This is a genomic window from Fulvimarina endophytica, assembly GCF_003403015.1.
Lineage (GTDB): Bacteria > Pseudomonadota > Alphaproteobacteria > Rhizobiales > Rhizobiaceae > Fulvimarina > Fulvimarina endophytica.
This window is the reverse complement of record NZ_QURL01000006.1, coordinates 232,767-245,728: the sequence shown is the minus strand read 5'-3', so window position 1 is coordinate 245,728 and position 12,962 is coordinate 232,767. Positions and strand designations below refer to the sequence as shown.

General features: G+C 66.4%; 15 protein-coding genes. 4 read left to right on the top strand and 11 right to left on the bottom strand.

Annotation, left to right across the window (positions count from 1 at the left end; genetic code table 11):
* Positions 1-266, top strand: a 266-nt coding sequence (locus DYI37_RS15760; RefSeq protein WP_116684205.1) for an aminotransferase class I/II-fold pyridoxal phosphate-dependent enzyme, incomplete at its 5' end; no start/stop codon positions are given.
* A gap of 180 nt (positions 267-446) precedes the next feature.
* On the opposite strand, the gene DYI37_RS15755 is transcribed toward DYI37_RS15760, so the two are convergent.
* The 3 genes from DYI37_RS15755 to DYI37_RS15745 form a co-directional block, all read right to left on the bottom strand.
* Positions 447-932 (bottom strand): PRC-barrel domain-containing protein, encoded by a 486-nt coding sequence (locus tag DYI37_RS15755; RefSeq protein ID WP_116684204.1) that lies wholly within the window; start codon positions 930-932, stop codon positions 447-449.
* 172 nt (positions 933-1,104) lie between these two features.
* Positions 1,105-2,358 carry a GNAT family N-acetyltransferase gene (locus tag DYI37_RS15750; RefSeq protein WP_116684203.1) on the bottom strand — a complete coding sequence of 418 codons (1,254 nt, stop codon included), beginning with the start codon at positions 2,356-2,358 and terminating at the stop codon, positions 1,105-1,107.
* A 146-nt stretch (positions 2,359-2,504) separates the two neighbouring features.
* Positions 2,505-3,056, bottom strand: coding sequence for a DUF924 family protein (locus DYI37_RS15745; RefSeq protein WP_116684202.1), 552 nt, complete (start codon positions 3,054-3,056; stop codon positions 2,505-2,507).
* A 92-nt stretch (positions 3,057-3,148) separates the two neighbouring features.
* Here DYI37_RS15745 and DYI37_RS15740 point away from each other — a divergent pair, with 92 nt between their 5' ends.
* On the top strand, positions 3,149-3,406 hold the full coding sequence (locus DYI37_RS15740; protein WP_116684201.1) for a sulfurtransferase TusA family protein: 258 nt from the start codon (positions 3,149-3,151) through the stop codon (positions 3,404-3,406).
* A gap of 58 nt (positions 3,407-3,464) precedes the next feature.
* On the opposite strand, the gene DYI37_RS15735 is transcribed toward DYI37_RS15740, so the two are convergent.
* Positions 3,465-4,655: a CobW family GTP-binding protein gene (locus DYI37_RS15735; RefSeq protein WP_116684238.1), complete on the bottom strand. Its 1,191-nt coding sequence runs from the start codon at positions 4,653-4,655 to the stop codon at positions 3,465-3,467.
* Positions 4,656-4,759: 104 nt separating this feature from the next.
* Positions 4,760-6,133, bottom strand: coding sequence for a D-alanyl-D-alanine carboxypeptidase family protein (locus DYI37_RS15730; protein WP_116684200.1), 1,374 nt, complete (start codon positions 6,131-6,133; stop codon positions 4,760-4,762).
* 229 nt (positions 6,134-6,362) lie between these two features.
* Between DYI37_RS15730 and DYI37_RS15725 the strand changes: the two genes are divergently transcribed.
* Positions 6,363-7,532, top strand: a complete 1,170-nt coding sequence (locus DYI37_RS15725) for a M20 aminoacylase family protein (RefSeq protein ID WP_116684199.1) — start codon at positions 6,363-6,365, stop codon at positions 7,530-7,532.
* Between the two features lie 215 nt (positions 7,533-7,747).
* Positions 7,748-8,515: a Crp/Fnr family transcriptional regulator gene (locus DYI37_RS15720; protein WP_116684198.1), complete on the top strand. Its 768-nt coding sequence runs from the start codon at positions 7,748-7,750 to the stop codon at positions 8,513-8,515.
* 97 nt (positions 8,516-8,612) lie between these two features.
* Here the strand turns inward: DYI37_RS15720 and DYI37_RS15715 are convergent, their stop codons facing one another.
* The 6 genes from DYI37_RS15715 to DYI37_RS15690 all read right to left on the bottom strand — a co-directional run bounded on the left by DYI37_RS15715 (position 8,613) and on the right by DYI37_RS15690 (position 12,958).
* The gene (locus tag DYI37_RS15715; RefSeq protein ID WP_116684197.1) at positions 8,613-9,401 is read right to left on the bottom strand and encodes an SDR family NAD(P)-dependent oxidoreductase; all 789 of its coding nucleotides are present in this window, start codon (positions 9,399-9,401) and stop codon (positions 8,613-8,615) included.
* Between the two features lie 243 nt (positions 9,402-9,644).
* Entirely contained in the window at positions 9,645-10,019 is a 375-nt protein-coding gene (locus DYI37_RS15710) for a DUF423 domain-containing protein (RefSeq protein ID WP_116684196.1), read from the bottom strand.
* Positions 10,016-10,492 (bottom strand): monovalent cation/H(+) antiporter subunit G, encoded by a 477-nt coding sequence (mnhG, locus tag DYI37_RS20340; protein ID WP_116684195.1) that lies wholly within the window; start codon positions 10,490-10,492, stop codon positions 10,016-10,018. The genes DYI37_RS15710 and mnhG overlap by 4 nt, the downstream gene beginning before the upstream one ends.
* Positions 10,489-10,863, bottom strand: coding sequence for a cation:proton antiporter (locus DYI37_RS15700; protein ID WP_116684194.1), 375 nt, complete (start codon positions 10,861-10,863; stop codon positions 10,489-10,491). Before DYI37_RS15700 ends, mnhG begins: the two co-directional genes overlap by 4 nt.
* On the bottom strand, positions 10,860-11,333 hold the full coding sequence (locus tag DYI37_RS15695) for a Na+/H+ antiporter subunit E (protein ID WP_116684193.1): 474 nt from the start codon (positions 11,331-11,333) through the stop codon (positions 10,860-10,862). The genes DYI37_RS15700 and DYI37_RS15695 overlap by 4 nt, the downstream gene beginning before the upstream one ends.
* Complete coding sequence (locus DYI37_RS15690) at positions 11,330-12,958, bottom strand: Na+/H+ antiporter subunit D (RefSeq protein ID WP_116684192.1); 1,629 nt, start codon at positions 12,956-12,958, stop codon at positions 11,330-11,332. The genes DYI37_RS15695 and DYI37_RS15690 overlap by 4 nt, the downstream gene beginning before the upstream one ends.
* Positions 12,959-12,962 lie beyond the last annotated feature (4 nt).

Here is a 12,962-nt window from a genome sequence, read left to right as displayed (position 1 = left end):
CCGACACCCATATCGTGCCGGTTCTCGTCGGCGATCCGGACCTGTGCAAACGGGCCTCGGACCATCTTCTCCACCGTCACGGCATCTATATCCAGCCGATCAACTACCCGACCGTCCCGCGCGGCACCGAGCGCCTTCGCATCACCCCGACGCCGCTCCACGACGATGCCCGCATCGATCACCTGAAGGCCGCCCTCGTCGAGACCTGGAACGCCGTCGGCATCCCGTTCCGGTCCGAAGCCAAGGTGCTGGAAGCCGCGCAATAGCCGTTCCCGGTCGAGCACGGACCGCCCCTGACCCCGTTATGCCGGCCGTGGCGCGGCAATGGCGAGTTCGCGATTTGGTGCCGGGACCTCTACACTTTTCTTTGGCTGCTAAACCGCATGGGATGCGCCGCCCTAGTCACAGGGCGGACGCCCCAAAGCGCCAGTCCGAAACCAGGGGGTTCAGCCCTGATATTCCGGCATGTTCTGGAGCTCCTCGCGCGTCATCTGCGTCCTCAGATGACCCATGTCGAGGGAAAGCTGGTCGAGCTGGAAGATCACCGTCTTCTCGCCGATGCCGAGGAAACCGCCGATCTCGACCGTGATGGCCCGCGCATTGCCGTTCTGGTCGCCCAGAACCGATTCCACCTCTCCGATCTCGCCGCCATCCGCGCCGATCACGGTCATGTCCTCGACCTGATCGGCCATGAGGTTGAGAGAGGGGACGGGGGCATTGTCGTCCTCGATCGGCACGAGCACCGCCTCGGCCTGACCGCTCGGCGCTGCCGGTGCGGCCTGATCGTTCGTCGGGGCGGGCGCTGCCGGATCGCTCGTCGCGGCCGAACCGGCCGAGGGCTGGGTGGCATCGGTCGAGGGCTGCGCTGCATCCTGCGCGAAGGCCATTCCGGCGATGAGGAGGAGCGAGGCGGTGAGAGCGGCGACTTTCATGGGGGTTCCGTTCCTGATGATGGTCCGAGATAACGCGGCGCGCCGCGTTTGGCTCCCGTTCCGGCAGGCGCCTACAGCATCGGACCGAAAGGTGGTCCCGGTTTTCGGGCCATCCGATGCGTCAGCAAGAAACAGGAGCCTCGGACCCGATTCTTGAATCGGGTCCAAGGCTCTAGCGCCCGAGGGCGGCGCGAACGGCCTCCCGCATCAGGCGAACGCGATTGGCCGAGCGCTTCGAGTTCTCGAGGGAGCGCGCCACCGCGTCCACCTCGCCTTCCAGTCCCGGCTTCATGCCGAGGACCATCGTGCCGATCGCGATGCGATCGTGCCAGAAGCGGTTCATCACGAAATGATCGGGGACCGCGCAGGAATCGGCCCGGCCGATCGTCGGATCGGCAACGAGGATGCGCGTCACCGCGGCCATGATCTGCTGGCCGGGCGAGGCCTTGGCGTAGGTTTCGTTATAGGCGCTCTTCCACGTATAGGCCTCGCCCTGATCGACGAGGAGAACGAGGCTCGCGATCGCCTCCCCGTCGAGGCGAAGGGTGAAGATCCGCGCCCGGTCATGGGCGGCCAGATCGTTGAGCGCCTCGCGTGCGAAGGCCGAGCGGAAGCGATCGCTGATCAGCGCGCTGCGGGCACGGCCCTTCCAGCCGGAGGCCTCGAGGATGAAGAAGTCCTCCAGCGCCGTGCGGAAAGCGTCGGGTTTCCTCGCAATGTCGAGACGCAACTGGCCCTGGCTTTCGAGGAGGCGCCGACCACGCTCCAGTTCGCGCCGCCGCTTGCCCGTCAGCGCGGCATCCGCCGGCGACTGGCACGAAAGCGCCGCGCGCTCGAACTCGTTGATCATCTTCAAGGGAAGAGACAGCTCTGAAGCTGCCTGCGAGAGCGTCCGCGCCATGCCGCCATGGGCGCGGATATCGGGGAGGACGAGGATCGGCGGAAGATCCAGGACGCCCTCGGCGATCGTGCGCACGAGGCTTCGCACCGTTCCGACCGGGTTGTCGCCATCGATCGGCAGACTGCCGACGGGACCGAAGGGATGGCTCCAGACCCGCATGACCGAACGCCGCGAGAACCGTCCGGTCCGCTCCAATGAATAGGGCAGAAGCAGGCGCAACCGGCTGTGGTTCGCAGCTTCGTCGCGCATGACGAGAAGGCGAACCCGGCGGTCTTCGAGGCGCGGCATGGCGGGTACGAGGAAACGCGGATCGTAGAAGATGTTGCGCTCGATCGCGCGTTCGGAGAGATGCGTGAGTTCGGAGATCAGCCCGAAGGCGTCGCGTGGCTCGTAGATCGAAAGACGGCGGCCGGAACCTGAGCCCGCGGCGTTCACCTCCACCAGCGGCGTCGGGCGCAGCCCGATCTCCAGGCCGTTATCCGCCTTCGCACCGCGATGGGGTATGCTGACGAGCCTCGCTGTCATGGATGTGATGGCCTTCGCAAGATTGGTCGGTCGGCCCCGAGACGTGTCGGGGTCCCTCATGGCGGCCGATCCTTGCATGAAAGCTTTAAGGGCTCATTGCCCGCCTCCGGACGTCGGGCGCCGAAGCCGGGGGTCCTTCGCGGGCCTCAGCCCCGGAACCCGTCCTCCTCGAGGAAGGCCGCTTCTTCCGGGGTCGTCTCGCGTCCGAGAACGGCGTTGCGATGGGGAAAGCGGCCGAAGCGCGCGATGATATCCCTATGATGGCGAGCGAACTTGCGATTCTCCTCGCTGCCGACGACCTCCATCCATTCGACGCAGGCATCCTGATCGGCGAGATCCTCCGAATGCATCAGGGGAATGGCGAGGAACTGGTTGATGTCTTCGGCCACCGTTTCGTGATCGCCGCGCTCCAGCGCCTTCACGCCGATCGTCTTGGCCTTCTCATCGGTCGCGAAGGCGCGAGGCGTGCCGCGGAACATGTTGCGCGGGAACTGGTCGAGCAGGATGACGAGGGCGAGCGCGCCGCGCGGCTCCTCCATCCATCCATCGAGAGCCCCCTCGGCCGCGCGCTCGTAGACGTCGAGAAACCGCTTGCGGATCGTCTCGTCGAACGCCTCGTCCTTGGAGAACCATTTCTCGGGCCCCGCATTCCACCAGAACTCGATGATCGCATCAGGTTCGACGCCGTATCCGCCCATCTCTCGCCAGTCTCCTCGTCTCGTATCGGGAACGCACCTGATATAGAGATCCGAACTGGACGGAAAAGACGACGAGCCGACGGATCTCTTCGATGCGGGAACTGGATTTGCGGGGGCTGCGATGCCCCCTGCCCACACTGAAGGCCCGCAAGGCGCTGAACGCGATGGCGCCGGGCGAGCGGCTGAGGGTGATCGCCGACGATCCGATGGCCGCGATCGACTTGCCGCATTTCCTCAACGCCTCGCACCATGCCCTTCAGGACAGCGGTAAGGAGGATGAGCGGCTCTGGTTCGTGGCCGTATCCGGAGGCGCGCCTCGGGACAGAATGGGCGAGAGCGACAAAGACTGAGTTTGCCCGCCACGGCCCGGGCCGCAGGGCGTGTCCTTGACGGCCCTGCGAGATCCGGTCAGCCGAACCGCATGCCCGGCACGGCCAGCGGATTGTCCTCGATCGCCGTGCGGTCCGGCGCATCGGTGCGCATCCCGCCGGTGAAGGCGGAGAAGAGATCACGCACCCGCTCCAGGTTGAGATTCTCGCCGATGACGACGAGGCGCGACTGGCGCACCGCCCCCTCGCGCCAGGCCGGCAGGCGGGCCGGCGGATGGAGGTAGCCGCGCACGCCGTGGAGGACGAGCGGCCGCTCGGGGTGTTCGCGTGTCAGGACGACGCCTTTCATCCTGAGGACGTTTCCGCCCTCGAACGTCGACAGCATTTCCAGGAAGGCGAAGACGGCCTGCTCTTCAATCGGCCGGTCGTGCACGAGCGACAGGGAGCGGATCGCGCCATGACGGTGACCGGCATCATGATGACGATGGTGGTGGTGGTCGCCATCGTGGCCATGAGAATGGACGTCGCCGCCATCTGCGCCGAAATTCTCTCTAGGACCGCCATCGCCGGTTTCGCGGCGGCCTTGCGAGCCGAGCCAGCGCTCGGGATCCGCGGGCGTGCCGTCGAGCCTCGACAGGCCGCAATCGAGGATGCGGCCGGCAAGCCTCTCCACCTGCGGCGCCTCGATGAGGTCCGCACCGGAATTGATCGCCCGGACCGCCTCGACCAGCCGGTCCTTGGCTTCGGGCGCGAGATCGGTCTTGGTGAGAAGCACGCGATCGGCCACCGCAAGCTGCCGCCTCGCCTCGATATTGGCATCCAGATTGGCGAGCCCGCCGATCGCATCGATCACGCAGACGATCGCGTCGAGCGCGTAGCTTTGCGAGAGGACGGGATGGGTCATGATGGCGGCGAGGATCGGGGTCGGATCGGCAAGGCCGGTCGTCTCCACCACGACACGCGCCAGAGGACGCCCGTCCTTGCGGCGTTCGGCAAGGCGCTCCAGCGTCTCCACGAGTTCGCCGCGCACCGAACAGCAGAGGCACCCGTCGGAGAGTTCGATCAGTCCGTCGCTGACCTCCGCCTCGACCAGAAGCTGATCGATGCCGACCTCGCCGAATTCGTTGACCACCACCGCCGTGTCGGTGACCGCAGGCTCGGAAAGAAGGCGGTTGAGAACGGTGGTCTTGCCCGCGCCGAGAAACCCGGTGAGGAGGGTCAGGCGGATGGGAGAACGGGACGGGGCATGGGAATCTGAAACGGTCGACATGGCCTCAAGATGGACCGGGCCGTCGGTCTCCGCAAGAAGACCCGGCGGCCGGCGGCGGCGCCGATCCGCCATGATCGCCCCGAACGCCTCCCCGGCCTGCGCCCTCAGCGCGAGGCGAAGTCGGGAATAGGCATTCCGGGCGCCGCCTCGCCTTCGATTTCCGGCGTATCGGGCGCAGCGGCCGCATCCACGATCTCCGCCGCATCGGCGGGATCGGCCCGGTCCCCGGCCTCGGCCTCGTTGCCCGGCTCGTCGACGCTCTCGCGCAGGATCGCGGCTGCGAGAAGATTGGCGGCGTCCTGGGGCTGGGAGGGGCGGAAATGCGGCAGCGGAATGCCGTAGTTCTCGATGAGCGCGATATCGGCCGGGAAGTTCGGGCCGGCCGTCGCCCCGCCGAGGGTGATCCGCACCGAATGAGGGGGCCGCCCCATCTCGTGCAGGAGCTCGGACCCGTAGACGACCTGCCGGTCTCCGCGATCGGCGACGCGGTCATTGGCCCGTGCCGTGCGTCCCTTGCCCGAGCAGATGAAGTCGCTGACATCGAGCGTCGGGCTCTCGTCGCCTGCGATCGGCAGATCGGTGACTTCTGTGTAGTCCGCGTCCGGATCGGCCTTGAAGGCGGCGTCGAAGAGTTCGGCGGACAGCGATTCGCGCTCGATGGTGCCGTTGGCGCCCATCACCACGGCAACGAGGGTGCGATCGTTCCGCGTGACGGCCGAGACGAGGTTGAAGCCGGCGGCGCAGATATAGCCGGTCTTCATGCCCTCGGCTCCGTCGAAACGGCCGAGGAGCTTATTGCCGTTCTGCATCAGCTTGCCGCCGAAGACGATCGCCTCGGTGCCGAACCAGTCCTTGTATTGGGGAAATTCGCGGCGAATGGTCATGCCGAGGATCGCGAGATCCTTGGCGCTCGAATGCTGGCCGTCGCCGGGAAGGCCGTGGGCGTTGACGAAGGTCGTGTCGCGCATGCCGATGAGCCCGGCCGTGCGGTTCATCATCGCGACGAAGGTTTCCGTCGATCCCTTGCCGAGAGCCTGACCGACCGCCGTCGCCACGTCGTTCGCCGATTTGACGAGGAGCGCGCGAACCGCCTCGTCGAGACGCATGACGGAGCCCGGCGGGATCCCGAGCTTCGAGGGTGCCTCGCCGGCGGCCTGGCGGGTCATCACCACGGGCATGTCCCAGGAGACGGAGCCGACCTCGACCGCCTTCATGGCGAGATAGGCGGTCATCAGCTTGGTGGTGGAGGCCGGGTAGCGCCGCTCGGTGGCATTGGTCTGCGACAGGACCTTGCCGGTCTTCACGTCGACGACGATCGAGGCAAGCGAGGTCTTGCCGTCCCGGGAGACCGCGCCGCTCGCATCGGCGGCAGTCGCCCCGGCCGTTTGCGCGCGGACGTCCTGCGGCAGCTGGAAGATCAGGCCGGCGGCCAGAAGGGCGGCAAAAACCGATCTCGTCGTCGAAAACAGCGACGTCATGCTCACTTCAAACCTCGTCCTTCCGCCAAGCCCTCGCAAAAGGCATCGGCCTTCGCAAAGGGCATCGGTGGATCCCCGTGGCCGATCGGCCATGGGCATGATAGTCTTTCGAATGTCTCGCGCATAACGAACGCATGTGACGCAAGAATGGCACAGACGGGGAGAATTTCGAGTCCGTGCATGCTCTTGCGTCAGCCCGTCTCACTGCTCCAAACCGGTCGCTCTCTTCATGCCCGTCAAGTCCGCCATCCTCGAACGCAGCCGCGAACATGCCGAATGGCGCCGGCATCTGCACCGCAATCCCGAACTCCTCTACGACGTCGTCGATACGGCCGCCTTCATCGCCGAGAAGCTGCGCAGCTTCGGCTGCGACAAGGTGGAGACCGGCATCGGGCGCACGGGCGTCGTCGGGCTGATCCACGGGCGCAAGGCCGATGGCCTCGTGATCGGCCTTCGCGCGGACATGGACGCCCTGCCGATCGTCGAGGAAACCGGCCTCGACCACGCCTCCACGCGCGGCGGGCTGATGCATGCCTGCGGCCATGACGGGCACATGACCATGCTGCTCGCCGCAGCCCGCGCGCTTTGCGAGACGCGAGATTTCGACGGCTCGGTCGCCGTGATCTTCCAGCCGGCCGAGGAAGGCGGCGCGGGCGGGAAGGCGATGGTAGAGGACGGGCTCTTCGAGCGGTTTTCGATCTCCCGGGTGTTCGGCATGCACAACCTGCCGGGCCTGCCGCTCGGCGAGTTCGCCATGCGGCCGGGTCCCATCATGGCGGCGGTCGACATCTTCAAGGTCACGGTGCGCGGCCGGGGCGGACATGCCGCCCTTCCCCACGGCACGACGGACCCGATCGTGACCGCGAGCGCCATCGTCCAGGGGCTCCAGTCCATCGTCTCGCGCAATCTCGATCCGCTTCGCAGCATGGTGGTCTCGGTGACCGAGTTCCATGCGGGATATGCGCACAACGTCATTCCCGACGAGGCGGTGTTTTCCGGCACGGTGCGCTGCCTTCGCCCGGAACTGCGCGACTATGCCGAGGAGCGCATCCGCGCGCTGGCCGAGAACATCGCCGCCGCCTACGGGGCCGTGGTGGATGTCGTCTGGCACAAGGGCTATCCCCCGACCGTGAACGATGCGGCGGAATCGGCGTTCTGCGCGGCCGTTGCGACGAACGTCGTCGGCGGCGAACGCGTGACGCCCGATACCCAGCCGCTGATGGCGGGCGAGGATTTCGCCTATATGCTGGAGGAACGGCCCGGCGCCTATGTCTTCATCGGCAATGGGGACAGCGCATCCCTGCACAATGCCCGTTACGACTTCAACGACGAGGCGATCGCGTTCGGCGCCAGTTACTGGGTGGAACTGGCCGAGACGGCTCTTTCGGCGAGGGGGTGACGGAAAGGGGTCGCCCGCCCCTCGCCTTCCGACGGGCCATCACCACCATGCCGGCAGAGGCGGTCTCTCTCGCGAGATTGCGCTCGGCCCGCCTCCCTTCCTATAATCACGCAAGACCTCGCGAACGCGTGAAGACCCGCGAGTCCCACGCCGTTTCGTCCAACGCGTCCGAAGGGCGCTCTCGCAGTCCCGCCGAACGGAACCTGGAAACGAAGATGAATCCCCTCGATCGGACGCTGGTACAACGGCTTGACCTGGTCGCAACTCTCACGGACGAGGACAGGGACGCCCTTCGCGCCCTGTCACTGACACATAAGACGGTCGCTGCAGGTACGGACATCGTGGTCGAGAACCAGGAGGTCCATCACAGCTGTCTCCTCGTCGACGGGTTCGTGCACCGCTATCGCGATACGAGGGAAGGCAAGCGGCAGATCATCGCCTTCCATGTGCCGGGCGACATCGTCGACCTCCACAGCCTGAAATTCGAGAAGCTGGACCACAACGTGGCCGCGACGATCCGCTGCGATCTGGCTTTCATCCGCCACGAAGAGCTCTGGGACCTGTGCATGTCGCGGCCCAATATCGCGGCCGCGCTCTGGCGCGAGACCCTGATCGACGGCTCGATCTTCCGGCGCTGGATCGTCGCGCTCGGGCGCATGTCCGGCATCCAGCGAACCGCCCACCTGCTTTGCGAACTGACCATGCGCCTGCACGCCATGAACACGGCGCAGACCCAGCACTTCCACCTGCCGCTCACCCAGAACGAACTGGCCGATGCGCTCGGGCTCACTGTGGTCACGGTCAACCGCACGCTCCAGACCCTCAAGCAGCGCGGGCTCGTGGAGCGCAACCGCACGATGCTGACGATCCGCAACTGGCCCGCCCTCGCCCAGATCGCCGGCTTCGAGGCGACCTATCTGCACCTGCGCAATCCGCCGGCCATGGACTTTTCCGAGGACAGGCAGGCCAACGCTTCGGCCTGAACCGGTCGATGGACAATAGGCAATGGGCATCGGACCATCCGATGCTGAGGCGGGAAACCGGAGCCCGGGCGCCGAATCTATGAACGGGTCCGGGGCCCTAGCCCATGAACTGGCCGCCGTTCACCTCGACGATCTGGCCGGTGATATAGCCGGAGAGCTCCGGTGCCGCGAGGAACAGATAGGCGGGCGCGCAGTCGTCGGCCTCGCCGAGGCGCTGCAGCGGGATCGAGGCGGCGGTCCTGGCGAGCTTTTCCTCCGACGAATAGCGCCGGTGGAAATCCGTCATGATCGTGCCGGGCGAGACCGCATTCACCCGGATCCCGTCGGGGGCGAGTTCGCGCGCGAGCGCCCGCGTCCAGGTGGAGATGAAGGCCTTGGAGGCCGAGTAAAGGGAGGAGCCGGGCGAGCCGCCGACCGTCGCGGAGATCGAGGATGTGTTGACGATCGCCGCCCCTTCGGCCGCTTTCAGCGCCGGCAGGAGAGCCGTCGTCAGTTCGACGACGGAGCGGATGTTGAGATCGACGACCCGGTCGAATTCGGCCTTTGTGACGCTTTCGGCCGCGAACCGTCCCTCCATCGTGCCCGCATTGTTGACGAGCGCATGGACCGGGCCGTCGAGACCCTGGAGCACCATCCGGGCGAGATCGCCTCCCGCCCCGGGACCTGAGAGATCGGCGGTCAGAAGCGTCAGCCGGTCGCGCTCGGTATCCCTGACCCGCTCGAGAAGATCGGCCTGGGCGTGTTCCATGCCGCGTCCCACGTGGGCGACGACCCGGGCCCCGCAGTCGAGAAAGCCCTGCGCGATCGCGGCACCGATGCCGCGCCCAGCGCCGGTGACGACGACGGTCTTGCGCTCGAAGAGGGTCTGGCTGAAACCGTCGATCATCGCACCGTCCTTCGATCGTGTTCGGACATCGGACCCGCTCCGGACCCGGTCGATATCCGGCCTCGATAAACGATTAGTGTCGGGCTGGGCATGACCTTTCGGTCACCATCGCCGGGAAACCGACGATGCCAGGCGGACGACCCGGGCAGCGGAGCCGCAATTTGCGCAAGGATCTTCGGGCAGCGCGGGCTGGCCGACCCGGCGAATGGCCGACAGGCCTGCGCCGGGCGTGCGGCGGACGCCTCACGTGCGGCGGAACGCCGAGACGAGCGCTTCGCCGCAGATCATGAGCCAGGAGGCGATGATCGCCATGCCGCCGAGCGGCGCCGCGCCCTCGAAGAGCCGCGAGCCGGTCCAGATACGGCTCGCCAGATCACCGGAAAAGAGGGCGACGCCCGCCGCCATCAGGAGGGCGATAATCGCGCTCACGGTCTGGCCGCGTCCCGAACGCAGCGAAAGGGCGAGAAGCGCGGGTGCGTGGGCGAGAAGAATGCCGGCGGCCGGCAAAGCGAGAGACGGATCGCTCGTGCCGTGGGAGGCATAGGCCGCAAGGGCCACCCCGCCGGCGCCGACGAGGCCGGCGAGAAACCGGACGAGAGCCTGGAGCTTATGGGTCACCGCTTTCGCAGATCGCTCCAGCGCGGACGCCGGTCTTTCGTCTCCCGCCGCCACGCGGGTTCGCCAGCCTGCCCTTCATGGAGCGCGAGCCCGGTTTGCGAGCCTTCCTCGTCATAATACGGATCCTCGCCCTCGGGGTTCCGGACCCTCGGCATCTCGTCGAGAACCGAACCCGGCCAGAGCCCGTAACCCACTTTGTAGGACGCCTTGGCGAGGAGATGGGCGGCGATCGGCGCGGTCAGGAGGAGGAAGAGGATCGCGGCGACGGCGCGAAGCGCCTCGGCGCTGCTGCCGGCATTGAGGGCCAGAGCGAGGAGCAGGAGGCCCGCGCCGACCGGCCCGGCCTTCGAGGCCGCGTGCATGCGCGTATAGAGATCGGGAAGGCGCAGGAGCCCGACCGCGGCGAGAACCACGAAGATCGAACCGCCGATCATCAGGATGCCGTCGATCGTATCGAAGATCGCTTCGCTCACGGCTGGCTCCCTTGCGAGGTGCGGGACAGGGTCTTCGACTGGGGATCGCGGAAGGGCAATTGCTCGAAGGCGTCCTCCTCGGTCTGTCCACGGGTCAGGATGAAGCGGGCGAAGGCGACCGTTGCCAGGAAGCCGACGAGACCGAGCGCGATCGCGACGTCCACATAGAGCGTATAGCCGGTTTCGATGCCGACCAGCGCGATGAAGGCGATGGAGGCCGAGGTCAGCACGTCGAGCCCGACCACCCGGTCGGGAAGGGTCGGCCCTCTCACGATGCGGATGATGACGAGGAGGAAGGCGAGCCCCAGAAGACCCTGAGCGATCAGGAGGGCGATACCGTAAAAGGCCTCGGCGAATTGCGGGAAGGTCATCGGAACGCCTCCAGGATCATCTTTTCGAAGCCGTTATGGATATCGGCGCGATTGGCGCTCGGATCGGAACAGTCGAGCGCGTGGACGTAGAGCGTCGAGCGGTCGTCGGAGACGTCCACCGAGAGGGTTCCCGGCGTGAGCGTGATCATGTTCGCCAGAAGGGTGATCTCGAAATCGGTCTCGGCCCGAAGCTTGTAGGCGAAGATCCCGGGCTTCAGGTTCATGTTCGGATAAAGAACGAGGGTCGCGACCTTCCAGGCCGAACGCATGAGTTCGACGAGGAAGAACAGGGCCAGCTTGGCGACGAGCCAGGCGCGGAGGAAATGCTTGCGGTCACCGACCTGGAAGCGGATCAGGAACAGGGCCGCCGCGCCGAGCAGGAAACCGAACACCAGGTTGAGGAAAGTGAAGGAGCCTGTGACGATGACCCAGATCAGCGCCAGGATCAGGTTGATCAGATAGAGAATCATGGCCGCCCTCCGAACACGGAATCGATGTAGCCGCTCGGATCGAGCACCCCGGCCGTCGCGCTTGCGGTCATCTGCAGGAGCCATTCGGGCCAGACGCCGGCGATGACGACGAAGGCGGTCAGCATCAGGAGCGGGATCAGCGATGCGGCCTTTTCGGGACCGGCCGCGGAGAACCGCTCACCGACGATGCGGGCGCGCTCGTCATCGTTGGGCGCATCCACCGCCGCCGGCAGCGACCGCCAGAACCCCAGGGCGAAGACCCGGGCGCTGGCGATGGTGAGGAGGAAGCCGGAGAACAGGACCATGGCGGCGAGCCAGGGCATGTCGGCCGACATGGTCGCGCGCACGAGGAAGAGCTTCGGCCAGAAGCCCGAGAAGGGCGGCAGGCCGGAGACGGCGAAGAACAGGACGAGGACGAGGCCCGCGAACAGAGGGTTGTGCCGCCACAGCCCGCCCATCTCGTGGAGCGAGGAACTGCCCGTCAGATGGGCGGCGACGCCGGCCGCAAGGTAGAGCGCGGTCATGACGATGATCGAATGGATCGCGTAGTAGATCGCGCCGGACATGCCGATCGCGATCGGTCCGGTGTCGGTGCCCGCGGGAAGCTGCGGCAGCGCGAGACCGACGAGGATCGTCCCGATCCCGGCGATGACCATGTAGTTCAGAAGCCGGCGGAAATCGCTCTGGGCGAGCGCGCCGAGCCCGCCGATCAGCATCGTCAGAGCCGCGACCCAGGCGATGACGACGGAAAGCTCGGCCCGCTCGGGCGGAAAGATCATCAGCATGACGCGGATCGCCGCATAGATGCCGACCTTGGTCAGGAGACCCGCAAAGAGCGCCGAGGTGACGAAGCGGGGCGTGTGATAGGAGGCCGGCAACCAGCTGTTGAGCGGGAAGGCCGCCGCCTTCATGGCGAAGGACACGAAATAGAGCGAGACCAGGGTCAGCAGCGGGCCGGTATCCTCCATGGCCGCAGCCTTGCGCGCGATGTCGGCCATGTTGAGCGTGCCGAACAGGCCATAGAGATAGCCGGTCGCGATCAGGAAGAAGGTGGTTCCGACGAGGTTGAGGAAGCAGTACTTCGTCGCCCCGTCCAGCTGCTCGTGGCGCGACCCGAGAACGATCAGGCCGAACGAGCCGATCAGCATCACCTCGAACCAGACATAGAGGTTGAAGATGTCGCCCGTGATGAAGGCGCCGGACACGCCGCCGATCATCATGAAGAGGAACGGGTAGAAGCCGAACCTGCGCTCCACCGGATCGACGCTCGCGGCCGCGTAGATGCCGCAGGCAAGCGCGACGAAGCCTGCCGCCGTCAGGAACAGGGCGCCCATCATGTCGATGGTGAAGGCGATGCCGAAGGGCGGCAGCCAGCCGCCGAGCATCAGCGTCATCGTCCCGTTCGTCCAGACCTGCCAGAGAATGGCGATATCAGTCGCCAGCAGCAGCGCGAGCCCCGGGATCGCGAGCACGGGATGCAGGTCCACCCGGCGCCGCAGCATCAGGAGGACGGAGCCGAAGACGAAGCAGATCAGAAGCGGCATCACCGGCAGGTGATCGACCGCGGCGAGGGTCGACTGCGTCATCGCCTCGGCTTTGAGAAGGGAGAGGTCTTCCGTTGCCATAGGC